The 16,305-nt window shown below is 68.1% G+C and carries 8 protein-coding genes; 3 read left to right on the forward strand and 5 right to left on the reverse strand.

Annotated features, from left to right (window positions below):
- Positions 1-92: 92 nt before the first annotated feature.
- Positions 93-5,027: an Lhr family helicase gene (locus tag G606_RS11420; protein ID WP_026645087.1), complete on the reverse strand. Its 4,935-nt coding sequence runs from the start codon at positions 5,025-5,027 to the stop codon at positions 93-95.
- Positions 5,028-5,091: 64 nt separating this feature from the next.
- Entirely contained in the window at positions 5,092-6,321 is a 1,230-nt protein-coding gene (locus tag G606_RS0105365) for an MFS transporter (RefSeq protein ID WP_026645088.1), read from the reverse strand.
- Positions 6,322-6,473: 152 nt separating this feature from the next.
- On the opposite strand from G606_RS0105365, the gene G606_RS0105370 reads away from it, so the two are divergent.
- Positions 6,474-7,625: a glycosyltransferase family 4 protein gene (locus G606_RS0105370; RefSeq protein ID WP_026645089.1), complete on the forward strand. Its 1,152-nt coding sequence runs from the start codon at positions 6,474-6,476 to the stop codon at positions 7,623-7,625.
- Between the two features lie 27 nt (positions 7,626-7,652).
- Here the strand turns inward: G606_RS0105370 and G606_RS0105375 are convergent, their stop codons facing one another.
- The 3 genes from G606_RS0105375 to G606_RS10715 form a co-directional block, all read right to left on the reverse strand.
- Complete coding sequence (locus tag G606_RS0105375; protein WP_026645090.1) at positions 7,653-9,983, reverse strand: DNA gyrase/topoisomerase IV subunit B; 2,331 nt, start codon at positions 9,981-9,983, stop codon at positions 7,653-7,655.
- 170 nt (positions 9,984-10,153) lie between these two features.
- The gene (locus G606_RS0105380; RefSeq protein WP_026645091.1) at positions 10,154-11,614 is read right to left on the reverse strand and encodes an RNA polymerase sigma factor; all 1,461 of its coding nucleotides are present in this window, start codon (positions 11,612-11,614) and stop codon (positions 10,154-10,156) included.
- A gap of 151 nt (positions 11,615-11,765) precedes the next feature.
- Positions 11,766-12,530 (reverse strand): hypothetical protein, encoded by a 765-nt coding sequence (locus tag G606_RS10715; RefSeq protein WP_155802789.1) that lies wholly within the window; start codon positions 12,528-12,530, stop codon positions 11,766-11,768.
- Positions 12,531-12,810: 280 nt separating this feature from the next.
- Here G606_RS10715 and G606_RS0105390 point away from each other — a divergent pair, with 280 nt between their 5' ends.
- Both G606_RS0105390 and G606_RS0105395 read left to right on the forward strand, forming a co-directional pair.
- Positions 12,811-13,899: a polyprenyl synthetase family protein gene (locus tag G606_RS0105390; protein WP_026645092.1), complete on the forward strand. Its 1,089-nt coding sequence runs from the start codon at positions 12,811-12,813 to the stop codon at positions 13,897-13,899.
- An 84-nt stretch (positions 13,900-13,983) separates the two neighbouring features.
- Positions 13,984-16,206, forward strand: a complete 2,223-nt coding sequence (locus G606_RS0105395; RefSeq protein ID WP_026645093.1) for a Stk1 family PASTA domain-containing Ser/Thr kinase — start codon at positions 13,984-13,986, stop codon at positions 16,204-16,206.
- Positions 16,207-16,305: the final 99 nt, after the last annotated feature.

Consider the following 16,305-nt stretch of genomic DNA (forward strand, 5'->3'; position numbering starts at 1 on the left):
TCAGTTATTCTATGCCCGTCATGTGGCAGGACGTGGCCGTCTTTTGCTCATAGCGTCGCGGCATTGCTCCGACGCGCCCGTCTGCAGCGAGCTCACCGGTAGAGCTTCATGCCTTGCGGAGATGGAGCGAAACCGGCGGCGCGCAACGCCGGCGTGACCGCGAGCCTCGCCGTGAGCGGCACGCCGTTGCAGTCGCGGAACGTGACCGATCCGCCCGGCAGGCGCCGCAGCATGTCCGCGAGCGCCGTGCATGCGCGTTCGGCGAGGCTGATCGGCTCGTCGAACATGACGAGTCGTCCCGACTTCGGCGCCGCGTACAGCAGCGCGTCGCCGCCGCGCAACACGACGATCGACCCCGCGCGACGCATCGGCTTGGCTCCGCCTGTACACGCCGCGTCGTCCGCGTCATCGGCACTGTCCGCGTTCTGCACCGCGGTCATCCGCATCGGCTCGGGCCAGCGGATCGCCGTGCCGTAGAGGACGGCCGGGTCGGACGCGTCGAGCGCAACCGTGGCCGGCGCGTTGCCAATCAATCCGCGCATCGTGTCGACGGTCTCGCGTCTGGCGAACTGCGCCGCGCCGAAGCCGTCGACGAACACGCCGCGCATCAGCACGCCCTGCTCCTCCATGCGCCGCAGCACCGGATAGAGGCCCGAGAAGCCGCCGGGAACGCCCTCGTGGTCGACGACCGGCTGCGTGATGACGCCGTAGCGGTCGAGCAGCACATCGATCAGGTCGATGACACGTTCCTCCGGCGTGCACGGTTCGCCGACCGCGCGCACGAGCGACCACAGGCCGCCGTTCATCGTCGGCCGTGGCATATGCGCGCGCATGCGGCGGCGTCGCGTCGGACGTGCCGGCGCACCGCGCGTCTCCGATGCGCGTGCCACCGCGAATGACGAGTTCGTGATACGTCCGCGCCGTGCGAGCGACCACAGCGCATCCTCGAAACGCGTATGACTCCACGCGGTGCCGACGACTTCGCCGGTCGTCTCGTCGATGCACGGCTCGGCGCCCGCATGCTCCCAGCATGCGCGTGCGCGTTCCTCGAGTGGCTGCGGCCCGTAGGCGCCGCCGTCCGCCAACGCGGCGACGATCGCGTCGCCGACGCCGAGCGGCGCCGATGCGTCGTCCGTAGATCCGTCGTCGTCCGCGCGTCCGTCATCGTTCGTCTGTGTCTTCGTCTGCGCTTGCGTCTGCGCATCCACCGGCGCGCATCGCTCTTGCAGCTGCGTCGAATCGAAGGGAAACAGCATGACCGCGGCGAGCCCATCCGACGATGACGATGACGACGCAGACGCCGACGCAGATGCCGACGCAGACGACGCCCCGACCCAGACGACCTCCCCCGCGGCGACGAGCTCGTCGAGCATCGTCGGCGTGTAGTCGCGCACACGCGCGGGGAACACGGCGCACTCCCACACGTCGATCGGCAGCGCGGCGCCCTCGAGCTGCTCAATGACGCGCATGACGCCGTCGACGCCGTCGAAACGCTGGCCGCCGGCGGAACCGACGCCCTGCCGCTCAAGCACGAAACGTTGGAAGTCCGCGACGGCGACCGGCTTGATGGACTTGCGCGCCTTGGCGAGCGACCGCGAACGGATGCGTTTGAGCACATCGCGCGCGACCCATTGCGGCACGTCGGCGGGCAGACGGTCGTCGAAACGGCCGGCGAGCGCCTCGCCGGACGCCTGCAGCGCGTTGAGTTCGTCGATGCACGCCTCGGCGGGCAGCCGCAGGTCGGCGATCATCATGTCCGCCGTGAACGGTCCGTGCGTCGACAGATAGCGGTGCACGCGCCCGCGCACGTCGTCGTCGGCGAGCGTGTTCCAGAACGTGCGCCGCGCGAGCGCGTCCGCGACGTCGTCGATGACGGCGTCGTCGAGCACCGACGCGAGGTCGTCGGAGCCGAGCAGCCGTTCGAGCACCTGCGGATCCATCGACAGCAGCCGCGCGTTGCGTTCCGCTTGCGGCACGTCGTACTGGTACATGACCGAACCGATGAAGCCGAACAGCAGCTGCTCGGCCATCGGCGACGGCGTCGTCGTGACGCTTTCGTACACGCCGATGCGACCGTCGGCGAGCCCGTCGAGCACTTCGCGCAGCGCCGGCACGTCGTAGACGTCCTGCAGGCATTCGCGCGCCGTCTCGAGCAGCAGCGGGAAGTTGCGGTGCGTGCGCGCCGCCGTGAGCAGCTGCGCGGCGCGCAGTCGCTGCTGCCACAGCGGCACGCGTTTCGACGGGTCGGCGCGCGGCATGAACAGCGCGCGCGCCGCGCATTCGCGGAACCGCGCGGCGAACAGCACGCTGCCGGTGACCTGCGTCTCGACAAGGCGTGTGACGTCGTCGGCGTCGAAGGCGATGAGCGAGGCGATGTCGATCGAGCCATCGCCGTCGGGCAACCGGATGACGAGACCATCGTCCGCCGCGTAGATCTGCCCGTCGACGCCGTAGCGCTGCAGCAGCCGCGCATTGATCGCGAGCGCCCACGGCTCGTGCACGCGCCGTCCGAAGGGGGCGTGCACGAGGACGCGCCAGTCACCCTCCTCGTCGCGGCACCGTTCGATGACGATGTGCGTGGCGTCCGGGATGACGCCGGTCGCGGCCTTCTGCGCGGCGAGGAATGCGGCGGCCGCGTCGATCGCGGCATCGTCGAGGCCGTCGTCGACGAGCCGTGCGCGCACCTCGGGCGTGAACCGCGGCTTCGCGACGGCCGGTTGTGCGGCGACGTCGCCCTGAGCAGCACTGTCCTTGCCAGCACTGTCCTTGCCAGCACTGTCCTTGCCAGCACCGTCCTCGGCATCACCGTCCGCCGCGGCAACCACGTCCACGTCTGCCCGCGCGGCTGCGATGAGTCCGGCGCCCACTTCGCCGACCCACCGTCCGATCGCCAGAGCGAATCCGTAGTCCCTGCCGTCGCCCTCGCCGTGCCAGAACGGCAGGCGCGCGCTGCGCCCCGGTGCCGGCACGACGACGACGCGGTCGTTCGTGATCTGCTCGATCCGCCACGACGTCGTGCCCAGCGTGATGATGTCGCCGACGCGCGATTCGTAGACCATCTCCTCGTCGAGTTCGCCGACGCGCCGCGGGCCGCGTCCGGCCTCGGCCTCGGGCAGCACGACCGTGTACATGCCACGGTCGGGGATCGTGCCGCCGCTCGTCACGGCGAGACGCTGCGCGCCGGGACGGGCGGCGAGCGTATGCGTCGCGGCATCGTAGACGAGCGCCGGCCGGAAGGCGGAGAATTCCTCGCCGTCGTAGGCGCCCGAGACCATGCCGACGACGGCGTCGTAGACGTCGCGTTCCAGATGCATGTAGGGCGCGGCGCGGCGCACCGTGGCGAACCACTCGTCGGCGTCGAGCGGTTCGAGGCTCGCGGCGGCCACCGTCTGCTGCGCGAGCACGTCGAGCGGGCACTGCGGGACGTGCAGCGGCTCGATCGCGCCGGCGAGCATGTGCTCGGCGCTCGCGGCAGCAGCGACGATCTGTTGGCGCGTGCACGGATACATGATCGCGTGGGAGATGCCGCCGACATGGTGGTCGGCGCGGCCGACGCGCTGCAGTCCCGAGGAGATCGACAGCGGCGGCGCGATCTGGATGACGAGGTCGACCGATCCCATGTCGATGCCCAGTTCGAGGCTGCTCGTCGCGACGACGCAGCGCAGCCTGCCCTGTTTGAGCTGCGTTTCGATCTGCTTGCGGCGGTCCTTCGAAACCGAGCCGTGGTGCGCCATCGCAACTACATCGTCGGGGTCGACGGCACCGACGAGCTTCGTCGTCGAACCGATGAGCGAATTGTAGTGCGCGGGTTCGCGTCCCTCGTCGCGCGTCGCGCCGCGTCGGCTCGCATACAGATCATTGAGCCGTGCGGTGAGGCGTTCGGCCAGGCCGCGCGAGTTGACGAAGACGAGCGTCGTGCGGTGCGCGAGGACCTCGTCGAGCACACTGGATTCGATGTACGGCCACACGGAGGCGTTCGGCTCGCCGCCGCCCGCTGGCGCCGCGCCGTCCGCGCGCGGCGTCAGCGCATCGGACTGCCCGCGTCTGCGTGCCGCGCGTTCCATCGCCGGCGTCACGCCGGTGATATGCGTCGACGTGGTGCGCATTGCCGACGCTGTTGTGCCGTCGACTGAATCCTTGGAGCCGGCGTTCCCTCCCATCGTGCGCGTCGCGCCGAGCGCGGCGCCCGCGTCGACGATCCTGATGTCGAGTCGCGGGCAGCTTTGTGCCTGCGCAATCGTCACGTCGCGCGCGCCGGCGAGGAAGCGCGCCGCCTGTTCGACCGGGTTGACGGTCGCCGACAGGCCGATGCGCTGCGCGGGCCGCGGGAGGCGCGCATCGAGCCGTTCGAGGCTCAGCGCCAGATGGGCGCCGCGTTTCGTGCCGGCGAGTGCATGCACCTCGTCGAGGATGACCGTGTCGACCGTCTCGAGGATGCCGCGCGCCTTGGAGGTGAGCATCAGATACAGCGATTCCGGCGTCGTCACGAGGATGTCCGGCGGATGCGCGACGATCGCGCGGCGCTCCTGCGCCGTCGTGTCGCCGCTGCGCGTCGCGATCGAGACCTGCGGCACCGCCAGTCCCATGGCCTTGTATTCGTGGCGGATGCCGTCGAGCGGTGCCTCGAGGTTCTTCGCGACGTCGACGCCGAGCGCCTTGAGCGGCGAGATGTACAGGATGCGCACACCGCGCTTCGCCTTCCGGAAACCCTTCTTCCTCCCCGATTGTTTCGATTTCGTCGGCTGTGCCGTCTTCTCTGGCTGTGTCGTTTTCACCGCCTGTTTCGCCGCGGCCGCGTCATCGCCGATGTTCGCGACGGCGTCGCTCGCCATGCCGGCGATGACGCGGTCGATCGCCGCGAGGAACGCCGCGAGCGTTTTGCCCGAGCCGGTCGGGGCGATGACGAGCACGTCGCCCCCCGCGGCGATTGCAGGCCATGCGAGCGTCTGCGCCTCGGTGGGCGCGCCGAAGACGCGGCTGAACCAGCGCCGCGTCGGTTCGCTGAAGGATGCCATGCATTCGACCATATGTTCGATTATCGTCCTGCGACCGTCCGCGGCGCAAGTCGTCGGCGGTGTCTGCGCGGAGCGTTCAGCCTACGGCATGCATCGAGTCGCGCCGCAGCGCGCGCAGCCATTCGTGCATGACGATGAGCCCCGCGGCCAACGCGAGCAGATACCACGGCAGCAGCCCGAGCGTCGTGTGCTGCGCGATCAGGCCGAACAGCGGCGGCATCAGCATCGTGCCGACGTAGGCGCTCGCCATCTGCACGCCGACGATCGCCTGCGACTTGTCTGCGCCGAAATATGCGGGCGTCGAATGGATGATGCACGGGTAGACCGGTGCGCAGCCGAGGCCGATGACGACGAAGCCGGCGACCGCGTTCCACACGCCCGGCACCGGCAATGCGAGCAGCACGACGCCGGCGACGATGATCGCAGCGCCGAGCCTGATCATCCACGCGTCGCTGAGCCGCATCGTCAGGAATCCGCTGACGAACCTGCCGACGGTGATGCCGATGAACACGAGGCTCGCATAGCTCGCGGCCGTCTGCGCGTCCACATGGTCGACGCCGGCCATGTAGCTGCTCGCCCACAGGATCGTCGTCTGCTCGATCGAGCAGTAGCAGAAGAACATGATGAGGATCTGCGCGGCGCCGCGGATGCGCAGCACGCCGACCAGGCCAAGCGGCTTGCGCGGCTCATCCGCTGTCCTCTCCGCCGTCTTCTTCGTATCCGATGACGTATCCGACGTCGGAGCTGCCGATGTGACCGTGCGGTTGCGCCACAGCGGAAGGCTCGCGATGAGCACAGCCGTCAGCACGACCTGCAGCACGCCGACCGAACGGTATCCCCACTGCCAGCCGTATTGGCGCGACAATGCGAAGCCCATCATGTACGGGCCAAGCAGCGCGCCGACGCCCCACATGCAGTGCAACCAGCTCATATGCCGGCTCGTGTAGTGGACCGCCACGTAGTTGTTGAGCGCCGCGTCGACGCCGCCGGCGCCCAGACCGTAGGGGACGGCCATGACGAGCAGCGTCCAGTAGTTCGGTGCGAACGAGAAGCCGAACAACGCGAGCGCCGTCAGACCGACCGATGCGGCCGTCACACGCCCCGCGCCGAAACGCAATGTCAGCCGGTCGCTCAGCAGCGCGGAGACGATCGTGCCGGCGCTGATGACCATCGAGACGCCGCCGGCCCAGGACAGCGGCGCGCCGAGCTGGCCGCTCATCGTCGGCCATGCGGCGCCGAGCAGCCCGTCGGGAAGCCCGAGCGAGATGAACGCAAGATAGATGATCGCAAGCAGCAGATTGGTCATGGCAGCTCCTTTGCGGCGACGGACAGGACATCGATGCACGAACATCGATGGACATGACACGAATGGACGCCCCGATTATATTCCCTCCGCAAGAAAATCCAGATCCGTCTCTCTCACCCTCTCGGTCGTTTCGGGGACATAGACTGTCGCCTATGCCTTTGACCATCGGATTCGTCTTCGATGACACGCTCGACGTGCTCGACGGCGTGCAGCAGCATATCGTCACAATCGGCGAGGAGCTGCGCCGCCGCGGCCACGACGTGCACTACCTCGTCGGTGAGACGCACGATTCGCCGGTGCCCAACACCCATCCGCTCTCCCGCAACGTCATGGTGCGCTTCAACGGCAACCGCATGCGCATCCCGCTGCCGGCGAAGCGTGCGAGGATCCGCGAGACGCTCGCGGCCCATGATTTCGACATCCTGCATGTGCAGGCGCCCTACAGCCCGTTCATGGCCGGACGTGTGCTTTCGGCCGCCTCCCGCCACACCGGCGTCGTCGCGACCTACCATATCGCCTCGGCCGATCTGGCGTCGCGCGTCGGCGGCCGTCTGCTCGGCCTGATCAACGCGTCGACGCACCGCCGCGTCGACGAGGTCGTCGCCGTCTCGCAGGTCGCCGCGCGCTATGCCGAACAGACCGCGCACGTGCGCGGCGTCGTCATCCCCAACCCGGTCGATGTGGACAAGCTCGCCGGCGCGGCCCGGGCCGCGAGACGGACCGGGCCGTCGTCATCCGAGGAACACCTTGCGGTGTTCCTCGGACGGTTCGTGCCGCGCAAAGGCGCCGAACTGCTGCTCGACGCGATCGCCTATGGCGAGGCGCACGACATGTTCCCCGAAGGCTTCCACGTCAAATTCGCCGGCAAGGGGCCGCTGCTCGACGAATGCAGACGCCGCGCCGAGGCGCTGCGCACGCCGATCGAGTTCCTCGGCTTCGTCGAGGAGGAGGACAAACCGGCGCTGCTCGCGAGCGCCGACGTCGCCGTCTTCCCGGCCACCGGCGGCGAATCCTTCGGCATCGTGCTGCTCGAGGCGATCGCCTCGGGCGCCGGCGTCACGCTCGCCGGGGACAATCCCGGCTATCGTTCCACATTGCTCGGCGACGACGATGCGCTCTTCGACGTCGGCGCCGACCATGCGCGCGTGCTCGCCGACCGCATCCGCCGCGCGCTTGTCGACCCCGACTGGGTGCAGGCGCTGCACGAGCGCGAGCTGCGCCTGCTGGCACGTTACGATGTGGGTAGCGTCGCCGACCGTCTCGAGGAGGTCTACCGGCGCGCGATCGCCGACCGCCGCCGTTGACGGCGCCGCTGCGGCGCCGTCAACGGATCAGGTGTCGATCTTCGAACGGTCGAAGTCGTCGGCGTTGTCGACGATGAACTGCCTGCGCGGCGGCACCTCGTCGCCCATGAGCAGACTGAAGATCGCGCTCGCGCGCTCGGCGTCTTCCATGCGGATGCGCCGCAGCAGACGCGTGCGCGGGTCCATCGTCGTGTCGGCGAGCTGGTTCGCGTCCATCTCGCCCAGACCCTTGTAGCGTTGGATGTCGTCGGCGTAGCCGATGTGGTCGCGATCGAGTTGTTCGAGCTTGCCGGCGAGTTCGTCGTCGGAGTACGTGTAGATGTATTCGCCCTTGCGCGACCCCGTCAGCGCGATCCGGTGCAGCGGCGGAACGGCCGCATACACATGGCCGGCTTCGATGAGCGGACGCATATAGCGGTAGAACAGCGTCAGCAGCAGCGTGCGGATGTGCGCGCCGTCGACGTCGGCGTCGGTCATCATGATGATCTTGTTGTAGCGCGCCTGCGCAAGGTCGAAGGAGGCGCCCGACCCGGCGCCGACGACCTGGATGATCGCCGCGCATTCCTTGTTGGACAGCATCTGCGCGAGCGACGCCTTCTGCACGTTGAGGATCTTGCCGCGGATCGGCAGCAGCGCCTGGAACGCCGAGTTGCGAGCCGCCTTCGCCGTGCCGAGCGCCGAATCGCCCTCGACGATGAACAGTTCGGCGACGTCGTCGTTGCCCGGCTGGCAGTCGGAGAGCTTCGGCGGCATGCTCGCCGATTCGAGCGCCGTCTTGCGGCGTGCGACCTCCTTCGTCTTGCGCGCCTGGATGCGCGCGTGCATCTCGCCGACGATCTTCTCGAGCACGCGCGACGACTGCTCCTTGTAGCCGCGCTTGGCGCCGGTGATCATCTCGGAGAACTGCTTGTCGACGATGCGCGTGACGACCGGCTTGACCTGTGCGGTGCCGAGCACGTCCTTCGTCTGCCCCTGGAACTGCGGTTCGGCGATACGCACGGTGACGACGGCGACGAGGCCGGCGAGGATGTCGTCGCGTTCGACCTTCATCTTCGCGTCCTTGAGATTCACCTTGAGCTTGCGCGCATTGTCCTCGACGGCCTTGCGCACCTGCCTGGTGACGGCGTTGAGGAATCCGTCGACGTGCATGCCGCCGCCGGGCGTGGCGACGACGTTGACGAAGCTGCGGATCGTCGTGTCGTATCCGTTGACCCAGCGCAGCGCGATGTCGACGTCGCATTCGCGTGTGATGTCCTGCGCGTGCAGGTCGCCGTGCTCGTCGACGGCCTGCGTCTCCTCATGGTAGGTGCCCTGCCCGGTGATCTTCCAGATGTTCGAGATCGGCTCGCCATGTGAGAGGAAGTCGACGAAGTCGACGACGCCGCCGGTGTGGCGGAACTCCTCGACGCGCCGATGCCCCGGCGTCGGCGCCGCGGACGACGGTGCGACCTCGGCCTCGAGCGTCGTCGCGACACCCGCGTTCGCCTCCTGCTGCGCCTGCTCGGCCTCGGTGCGCGCGATCGCGTCGTCGCCCGCCTCGGCACGCTCGATCGCGGCGTTCTCATCCTCGTCGGTCTCCGCCTGCGCGGCCTGCGCGACGTCGACGTCGTCCTCGATGAGCGCGTCGACGCGCTCGTCGCCGGTCGCCTCAATGCGTTCGTCGACGACGTCAATCTTGAGCCCCGGCACGAGGAAGCTCGTCTGGCGCACACGGTCGATGAGCTGATCGTAGTCGAAGCGCGCCGTGTCGTTGAAAATCTCCGGATCGGCCCAGTAGCGGATACGTGTGCCAGTCGTCTTCGGCTTGACGTGACCGATGATCTCGAGTTCGGTCGGCCGGTTCTTGCGCGTCTTCTTGAACGGGGCGTCCGGCGAGGGATGCGCCGGGTCGGCGTCCGTGTAGACGCCCGGATGCCCCTGATGGAAGGCCATGTGATACGTGTTGCCGTTGCGGTCGACCTCGACGTCGAGCCTCGAGCTCAGCGCGTTGACGACTGACGAGCCGACGCCGTGCAGGCCGCCGGCCGCGTTGTAGGAGGCGTTGCCGAACTTCGCGCCGGCGTGCAGCTTCGTGAGCACGACCTCGACGCCGGTGAGCTTCGTCTTCGGCTCGACGTCGACCGGGATGCCGCGTCCGTTGTCGGCGACTTCGACCGAGCCGTCCTTGTGCAGCGTGACGACGATGTGCGTGCACGCACCGGCGAGCGCCTCGTCGACGGCGTTGTCGATGATCTCCCACAGGCAGTGCATGAGGCCCTGCGTGTCGGTCGTGCCGATGTACATGCCGGGGCGCTTGCGCACCGCGTCGAGGCCTTCGAGGACCGTCAGCGAGTCGGCGCCGTAGTCTTTCTTCGCCATCTTCCGCCTTCCTGGGTTGCGGCGGCCGCGGGCCGCCCGTCTGTCATGCAGGTTCTGTCATGCAGGTCATGTCAAGGTTGCACGCAAAAGAGCGCGCAGCCGCATGGCCCGCGCTCTTGTGCTGCGGCGGCCGACCTGAGCGGGCCGCCGCACCGTTGCTCAGATTGCTGTCACTGGTCGAGGAAGTCGCGCAGCGTCTGCGAACGCGACGGATGGCGCAGCTTCGACATCGTCTTCGACTCGATCTGGCGGATGCGTTCACGCGTCACGCCGTAGACGCGACCGATGTCGTCGAGCGTCTTCGGCTGGCCGTCCTCGAGGCCGTAGCGCATCTTGATGACGCCCGCCTCGCGCGGCGAGAGCGTCTCGAGCACCTGACGGAACTGCTCCTGGAGCAGCGAGAAGGCGACGGCGTCCGACGGCGCGATCGCGTCGGTGTCCTCGATGAGGTCGCCGAACTCCGAATCGCCGTCCTCGCCGAGCGGCGTGTGCAGCGAAATCGGCTCGCGCCCGTACTTCTGCACCTCCTGCACCTTCTCGACCGGCATGTCGAGTTCGCGCGCGAGCTCGTCCGGCGTGGGCTCGCGGCCGAGGTCCTGCAGCATCTGGCGCTGGACACGCGAGAGCTTGTTGATCACCTCGACCATGTGCACCGGCACGCGGATCGTGCGCGCCTGGTCGGCCATCGCGCGCGTGATCGCCTGACGGATCCACCAGGTTGCGTAGGTGGAGAACTTGAAGCCCTTCTTCCAGTCGAACTTCTCGACGGCGCGGATCAGGCCGAGGTTGCCTTCCTGAATCAGGTCGAGGAAGAGCATGCCGCGTCCCGTGTAGCGCTTGGCGAGCGAAACGACGAGCCTCAAATTCGCCTCAAGCAGATGGTCTTTCGCCTTCTTGCCGTCGGCGGCCGCCCATTTGAGCTCGCGCCTGCGCTTGAAGTCGAGCTTGTCGCCTTCGGTGTCGAGCAGGTGCTGCGCATACAGGCCGGCCTCGATGCGTTCGGACAGGTCGACCTCCTGTTCGGCGTTGAGCAGCGAGACGCGGCCGATCTGCTTGAGGTAGTCCTTGACCGGATCGGCGGTCGCGCCCGTCGTGACGACGCGGCGGCGCGGGTTCGTGCCGGTCGGCGCGAGCGTCTCGTCGTCATCGTCGTCGCGCACGACGAAGGCGCCCTTCTCCTTGGGTTCCTCGGGCTTCTTCTCCTCGTCGTCCTCGTCCTCCTCGGGCTCGGGCTCCGATTCGTCCTCGTCCTCGTCGTCGTCCTCGTCCTGGTCATCGACGTCATCGAGGTCCTCGTCGAGGTCGAGGCTCTCCTCGTCGATCTGCTCGTCGTCCTCGTCGAGCATCACGTCCTCGTCGTCCTCGGACTGCGCGGCGCGCTTGGCCGTCTCCTTCTTCGCGCTCTTCTTCGCCGCGGCCTTGCGCGGCTGCTTCGTGGCCTCGGTGGATGCGGACTTCTTCTTCGCCGCGGCCTTGCGCGTGCCCGACGCGGAGGACGTACTCTTGCGCGTACGCTTCGCCGGCTTGCCCGCCGTCTCCTTCTTGTCCTTCTTGGCGGAGGCGCCTTCGACGGTGGAGGTGTCCTTGTCTTCCGACTTGCCCGTGGTGTTCGCCGTTCGCTTCGTGGCCAAACTGTTCCTCCTGCTCGCTCATGATCATGCGACGCCCGGGCCGCCTCCCTTCGCGAAGGCATAGTTGCGGCAAGGGCAAGTCGCGCACTAAGTGAGTTAACCATGTCGCGGGGACGATTATTCCACGTCCCCGCGCATGTCGTCGGCCGCGTCACGGGCGCGTCTCCAGCCACTGCGGTGCGACGCCGCGCAGCAACGCCGTCAGGATGATGCCGGCCAGACGCATCCCCTCGTCGAGCATGATCGCGTGCGCCGCCGTCTTAAGCGCACGGGCGTCGCCGGTCCACCACATCCCGTAGGAGGCGACGGCGAGTGGATGCGCGGCGAAGGCGTCGGGCACAATCTGCGCGGCGCGCTCGCAGATCTCGACGCCGCGCAGGATGCGTTCGACGTCGGGAGGCTCCTGCGCCGTGAACGCCGCATTGAGTTCGCGTTCCATGCGCGCCGCGTTGCCGGGCGCGTGCGGATGGACGGCGAAGCCGGCGAAATCCGCCGCGTCGTGCGTGTCGCCGGGCGCGACGAGCGTCATGATGAGCGCGTCGCGCGAGGCGAGCGAATCGGTCATCAGCACCGCGAGCGCGCACAGCCGCTCCGCCTCGCAGTCGAAGGGGTCGAAGTCGTCGGCGTCGAGCCATGCGAGCCAGTCGGCGCACACCTCGGCGAACCGTTCGCCGGTCGCCTCGTCGGGGCCGCGGTCGCGGCAGCGCTCGCGGTAGCGCTCGTGCAGCGTCTGGCAGCGCTCGGCGTCGCGTTCGTCGATGATCCGATCCTCGTCCGGCTCGAATCCCTCGAGCGGGACGAACAGCGTGCCGACGGCCTCCGCCGTCCCGATCGATGCGTCACGGTTGGTCGACTCGATGTTCTCGTCCATCGTCGTCTCGTTGCGCTTGGTCTCCTCGTTGTAGCTGCCCATCATTGCCTCCGTTCATCGTGTCGGGCCTGTTGTTCCGGCCGCGTCGGCCGAGCGTCCGGATCCACACGGAACCGGACGCGTCTCCACTCTCGCCAAGGCGCACCGGCGGCGTCCAGCCGAACGGGGGCATGTGTACGGACGGTACCGTTATCCACAATTCGCGCACGGGGAAATCCGCCACGCCCGGGGCGCCGACGATGGCCGTCGAAGATCGCCGATGCGATCGCCGTCAGCCATCATGGAACGCCTGCGATTGTCGCAACGCTGTGGGTGAATGGCAGCTATGAGCCCCTCCACTGACTTGCAGCAGATCGAATCGCGAATCGGCGCGCTCGTGCGCGAATACGCGGGACTGGCCCGGCAGGCCGACATCCCCCCGGAGCTCGACGACACGCTCGAACGCACGATCGACCAGGCCGTCGTCTCGAGCGAAGGCGGCAAGCGGCTGCGCGCGCTGCTCGCGCTCGAGACCTACGATCTGTTCGCGCCGGACGCTGGCGAGGCTCGCCGCTGCGCGATGCTCGACATTGCCTGCGCGATCGAGGTGTTCCAGACGGCGGCGCTCGTGCACGACGACATCATCGACGACGCCGATCTGCGGCGCGGCAAGCCGTCGGCGCACCGCGCGCTCGAACAGGCGACGCACAGCGAGGCGATCGGCCGGGGACTCGGGGTCATGCTCGGCGATCTGCTCGCCACCGCCTGCACGGCGATCATGGACGACGCGAGCCAGCGGCTCGACATCCCGCAGGCGAGGGATCTGCGGCGCACGTTCATCACGATGCATCACGAAGTGGAGATCGGCCAGGTGCTCGACCTGGCGATCGAGCGGATGCCGTTGAATGATCCGGACCGGCTCGGCAAGGCCTCCTACGAGGTGTTCCGCTGGAAGACGGCGAGCTACACGACGATCGCGCCGCTCGAACTCGCGTTCCTCTCCGCCGGCATGGACCAGCAGGAGGCGACGCGCCATGCGATGGCGATCGGCTGGCCGCTCGGCGTCGCCTTCCAGCTCGCCGACGACCTCATCGACGTCATCGGCTCGTCGAGCCAGACCGGCAAACCCGTCGGCGGCGACATCCGCGAAGGCAAGCGCACGGTGTTGCTGTCGGACGCGCTGCGCGCCGCCTCGCCGAAGGAGGCGCGCGAGCTCACGCGCATCTACGCGAAGCGCCGGCGCGGGGCGTCGGACGTCGAACGCGTCACGGCGCTCATGCGCTCGACCGGCGCGATCGACCGCTCCTACGCGCGCATCGAGGAGATGTGGAACCGCGCGTGCGACGCGATCGACGCGATGGGACTCGACGCCGAACGCACCGCGCGCCTGACCGCGATCTGCGCGCGGTTCATCCCTCAGTCGGCGCGCGCATGAGAAGCACACCACCATGTAGAATGACGTCGTCATCGGCCTTCACGGCCGCACAGCTTTTCGGGTAAGGGATACGACGGATCAAGCATGAGTGAAGCGCAGGATATGCCCAAAGACAGGCTCGTCGACGGCCGCTACCGCATCGTGCGCAAGATCGCGGACGGCGGCATGGCCACCGTCTATCAGGCGGTGGATGTCAGGCTCGGCCGCGACGTCGCGATCAAGATCATGCATCAGCAGCTCGCGCAGGGACCGTACCGCGAGCAGTTCATCGCGAGGTTCCACCGCGAGGCGAACGCAGCCGCTTCGATCGCGAGCCCCAACATCGTGCAGGTCTACGACACCGGCGAGCACGACGGCCTCGACTACCTCGTCATGGAATACGTCAAGGGCGTCAACCTGCGCGCCGAGATGCAGCGCAAGCGCACGTTCAGCGTGCGCGAGACGCTGCGCGTCGTCGCCGAGACGCTCAGCGGACTCGCGGCGGCGCATGCGGCGCGCGTCGTGCACCGCGACATCAAGCCCGAGAACATCCTGATCAACAACCGCGGGCGCGTCCAGATCACCGATTTCGGCCTCGCGAAGGCGATCTCGCAGGCCACGCTCTCGTCGACCGGCATGCTGCTGGGCACGGCCGCGTACCTCGCGCCGGAGATGATCAGCGACAACGAGGCGCTGCCGCAGGGCGACTGTTACTCGGTCGGCATCATGGCTTGGGAGATGCTCGCCGGCCGCGTGCCGTTCCAGACCGACAATCCGGTGACGATGGTCTTCAAGCACGTCAACGAGAACGTGCCGTCGGTCGCGACGGTGTGCACCGGCATCGACCCGCGCGTCGCCCGTTTCATCTCCAGCCTGACGAACCGCGACGTGTGCGACCGTCCCGCCGACGCGTCGGTCGCACTCGACCGACTTCAGGAGCTCATGCGCACGCTGCCGCCGGACGCGCTGCGCTACCGTTACGACCCGTCCGCACAGCCGCAGGCGACGACGGCGATGTCAGCGCTCGCCGCGAACGCCGCGAACATGCCCACGCCGGCGCCCAACGCGCAGCAGACACCCGGCACGCAGCAGACGCCCAACGCACAATCGACACCCCACACACAACCGACGTCGGGCGCGCAATCAACACCCAGCACACAATCAACACCCAGCACACAGCCGGCTTCCGACGTCCATCCGGGGTCGCCGGCGCAGCCGATGGCGCGCATGCACAGCGGCATGGCGCCGCGCGCGAACAACGATCCGACGAGCACGATCGCGATGCCGAAGGCCTCCCCCACGGATGGGCGTCCCCCGGCGGGCGATGACAGCCCGACGGCGATGCAGCCGCGCCGCAAGCGCCATGTCGGCCTCATCATCGGCATCATCGTGGCGGTGCTCGCCGTGCTCGGCGCCGGCGGCGCATGGGCGTGGTGGTACTACGCGGGCCCCGGCAGCTACAACACGATGCCGAAGCCCGAGGAACTCACGTGTGAGCAGAACGCGCCATGCAAGATCACCGGCGTGGACTGGAAGCAGTACAAAAGCGCGCTCGACATCGCGGACATCCACTATGCGGTGAGCGAGGCCCACAGCGACGACGTGCCCGAAGGCGACATCATCTCCACCGATCCGGCCTACGTCGACGCGCATGTGAGCAAACGCCACGAGCAGATGGTCAGGGTCGTCGTCTCGCTCGGCGTGCAGCAGGTGACGATCCCCGAGGACATCACATCGTCGGACGATCCGCTCGCCGCGCTCAAGCAGGCCGGCATCGAACACGTCAAGCATGCGGACGACACCGACGAATGGTCGCTCGACGTGCCGCAGGGCATGATCATCAGCATTACGCCGGATGCAGGCACGACGATCGCGCACAACGAAACCGTCGACGTCGTGCTGTCCAAGGGGCCGATGCCGGTGCAGATGCCCGATCTGATCGGCCAGACGAAGGACTACGCGCAGAAGACTCTCAAGGACGACAAGCTCGAGGTCACGTTCAACGAGGAGTACAGCGACAGCGTCGCCGCGGGCCGCGTCCTCTACACCTCACAGGACGCCGGATCGACGCTGCACTGGGGCGATTCGGTCACAGTGACGCTCTCGAAGGGCCCGGAGACCGTGAAGATGCCCGACGTCGTCCGCAAATCGACGGACGAGGCGCGCAAGGAGCTCGAGGCGCTCGGCTTCAAGGTCAAGATCGAAAGGCCGCTCGCCGGCGCGGAGGTGCTGCACCTCGTCCAAAGCCAGGATCCGGCGGCCGGCACCGACGTGCCGAAGCGCACGAAGGACGGCGAACCGACGACGGTGACGATCCGCGTCGTCTGAGCAGTACGTAGTCTGAGTGTAGCCACTCGAGTACGGCGGCGCATATGGAAGGAGCCGGGTGGCCATGATCGGTCGCCCGGCTCCTTCCATATGCGGCTT

It is taken from the genome of Bifidobacterium sp. AGR2158, assembly GCF_000424225.1.
GTDB classification, from domain to species: Bacteria; Actinomycetota; Actinomycetes; order Actinomycetales; family Bifidobacteriaceae; genus Bifidobacterium; species Bifidobacterium anseris.

Bases quoted from the DNA above. Each gene is read 5' to 3' on its own strand.
- G606_RS11420 (WP_026645087.1), bottom strand. From the start codon at position 5,027: ATGGTCGAATGCATGGCATCCTTCAGCGAACCGACGCGGCGCTGGTTC.
- G606_RS0105365 (WP_026645088.1), bottom strand. From the start codon at position 6,321: ATGACCAATCTGCTGCTTGCGATCATCTATCTTGCGTTCATCTCGCTC.
- G606_RS0105370 (WP_026645089.1), top strand. From the start codon at position 6,474: ATGCCTTTGACCATCGGATTCGTCTTCGATGACACGCTCGACGTGCTC.
- G606_RS0105375 (WP_026645090.1), bottom strand. From the start codon at position 9,983: ATGGCGAAGAAAGACTACGGCGCCGACTCGCTGACGGTCCTCGAAGGC.
- G606_RS10715 (WP_155802789.1), bottom strand. From the start codon at position 12,530: ATGATGGGCAGCTACAACGAGGAGACCAAGCGCAACGAGACGACGATG.
- G606_RS0105390 (WP_026645092.1), top strand. From the start codon at position 12,811: ATGAGCCCCTCCACTGACTTGCAGCAGATCGAATCGCGAATCGGCGCG.
- G606_RS0105395 (WP_026645093.1), top strand. From the start codon at position 13,984: ATGAGTGAAGCGCAGGATATGCCCAAAGACAGGCTCGTCGACGGCCGC.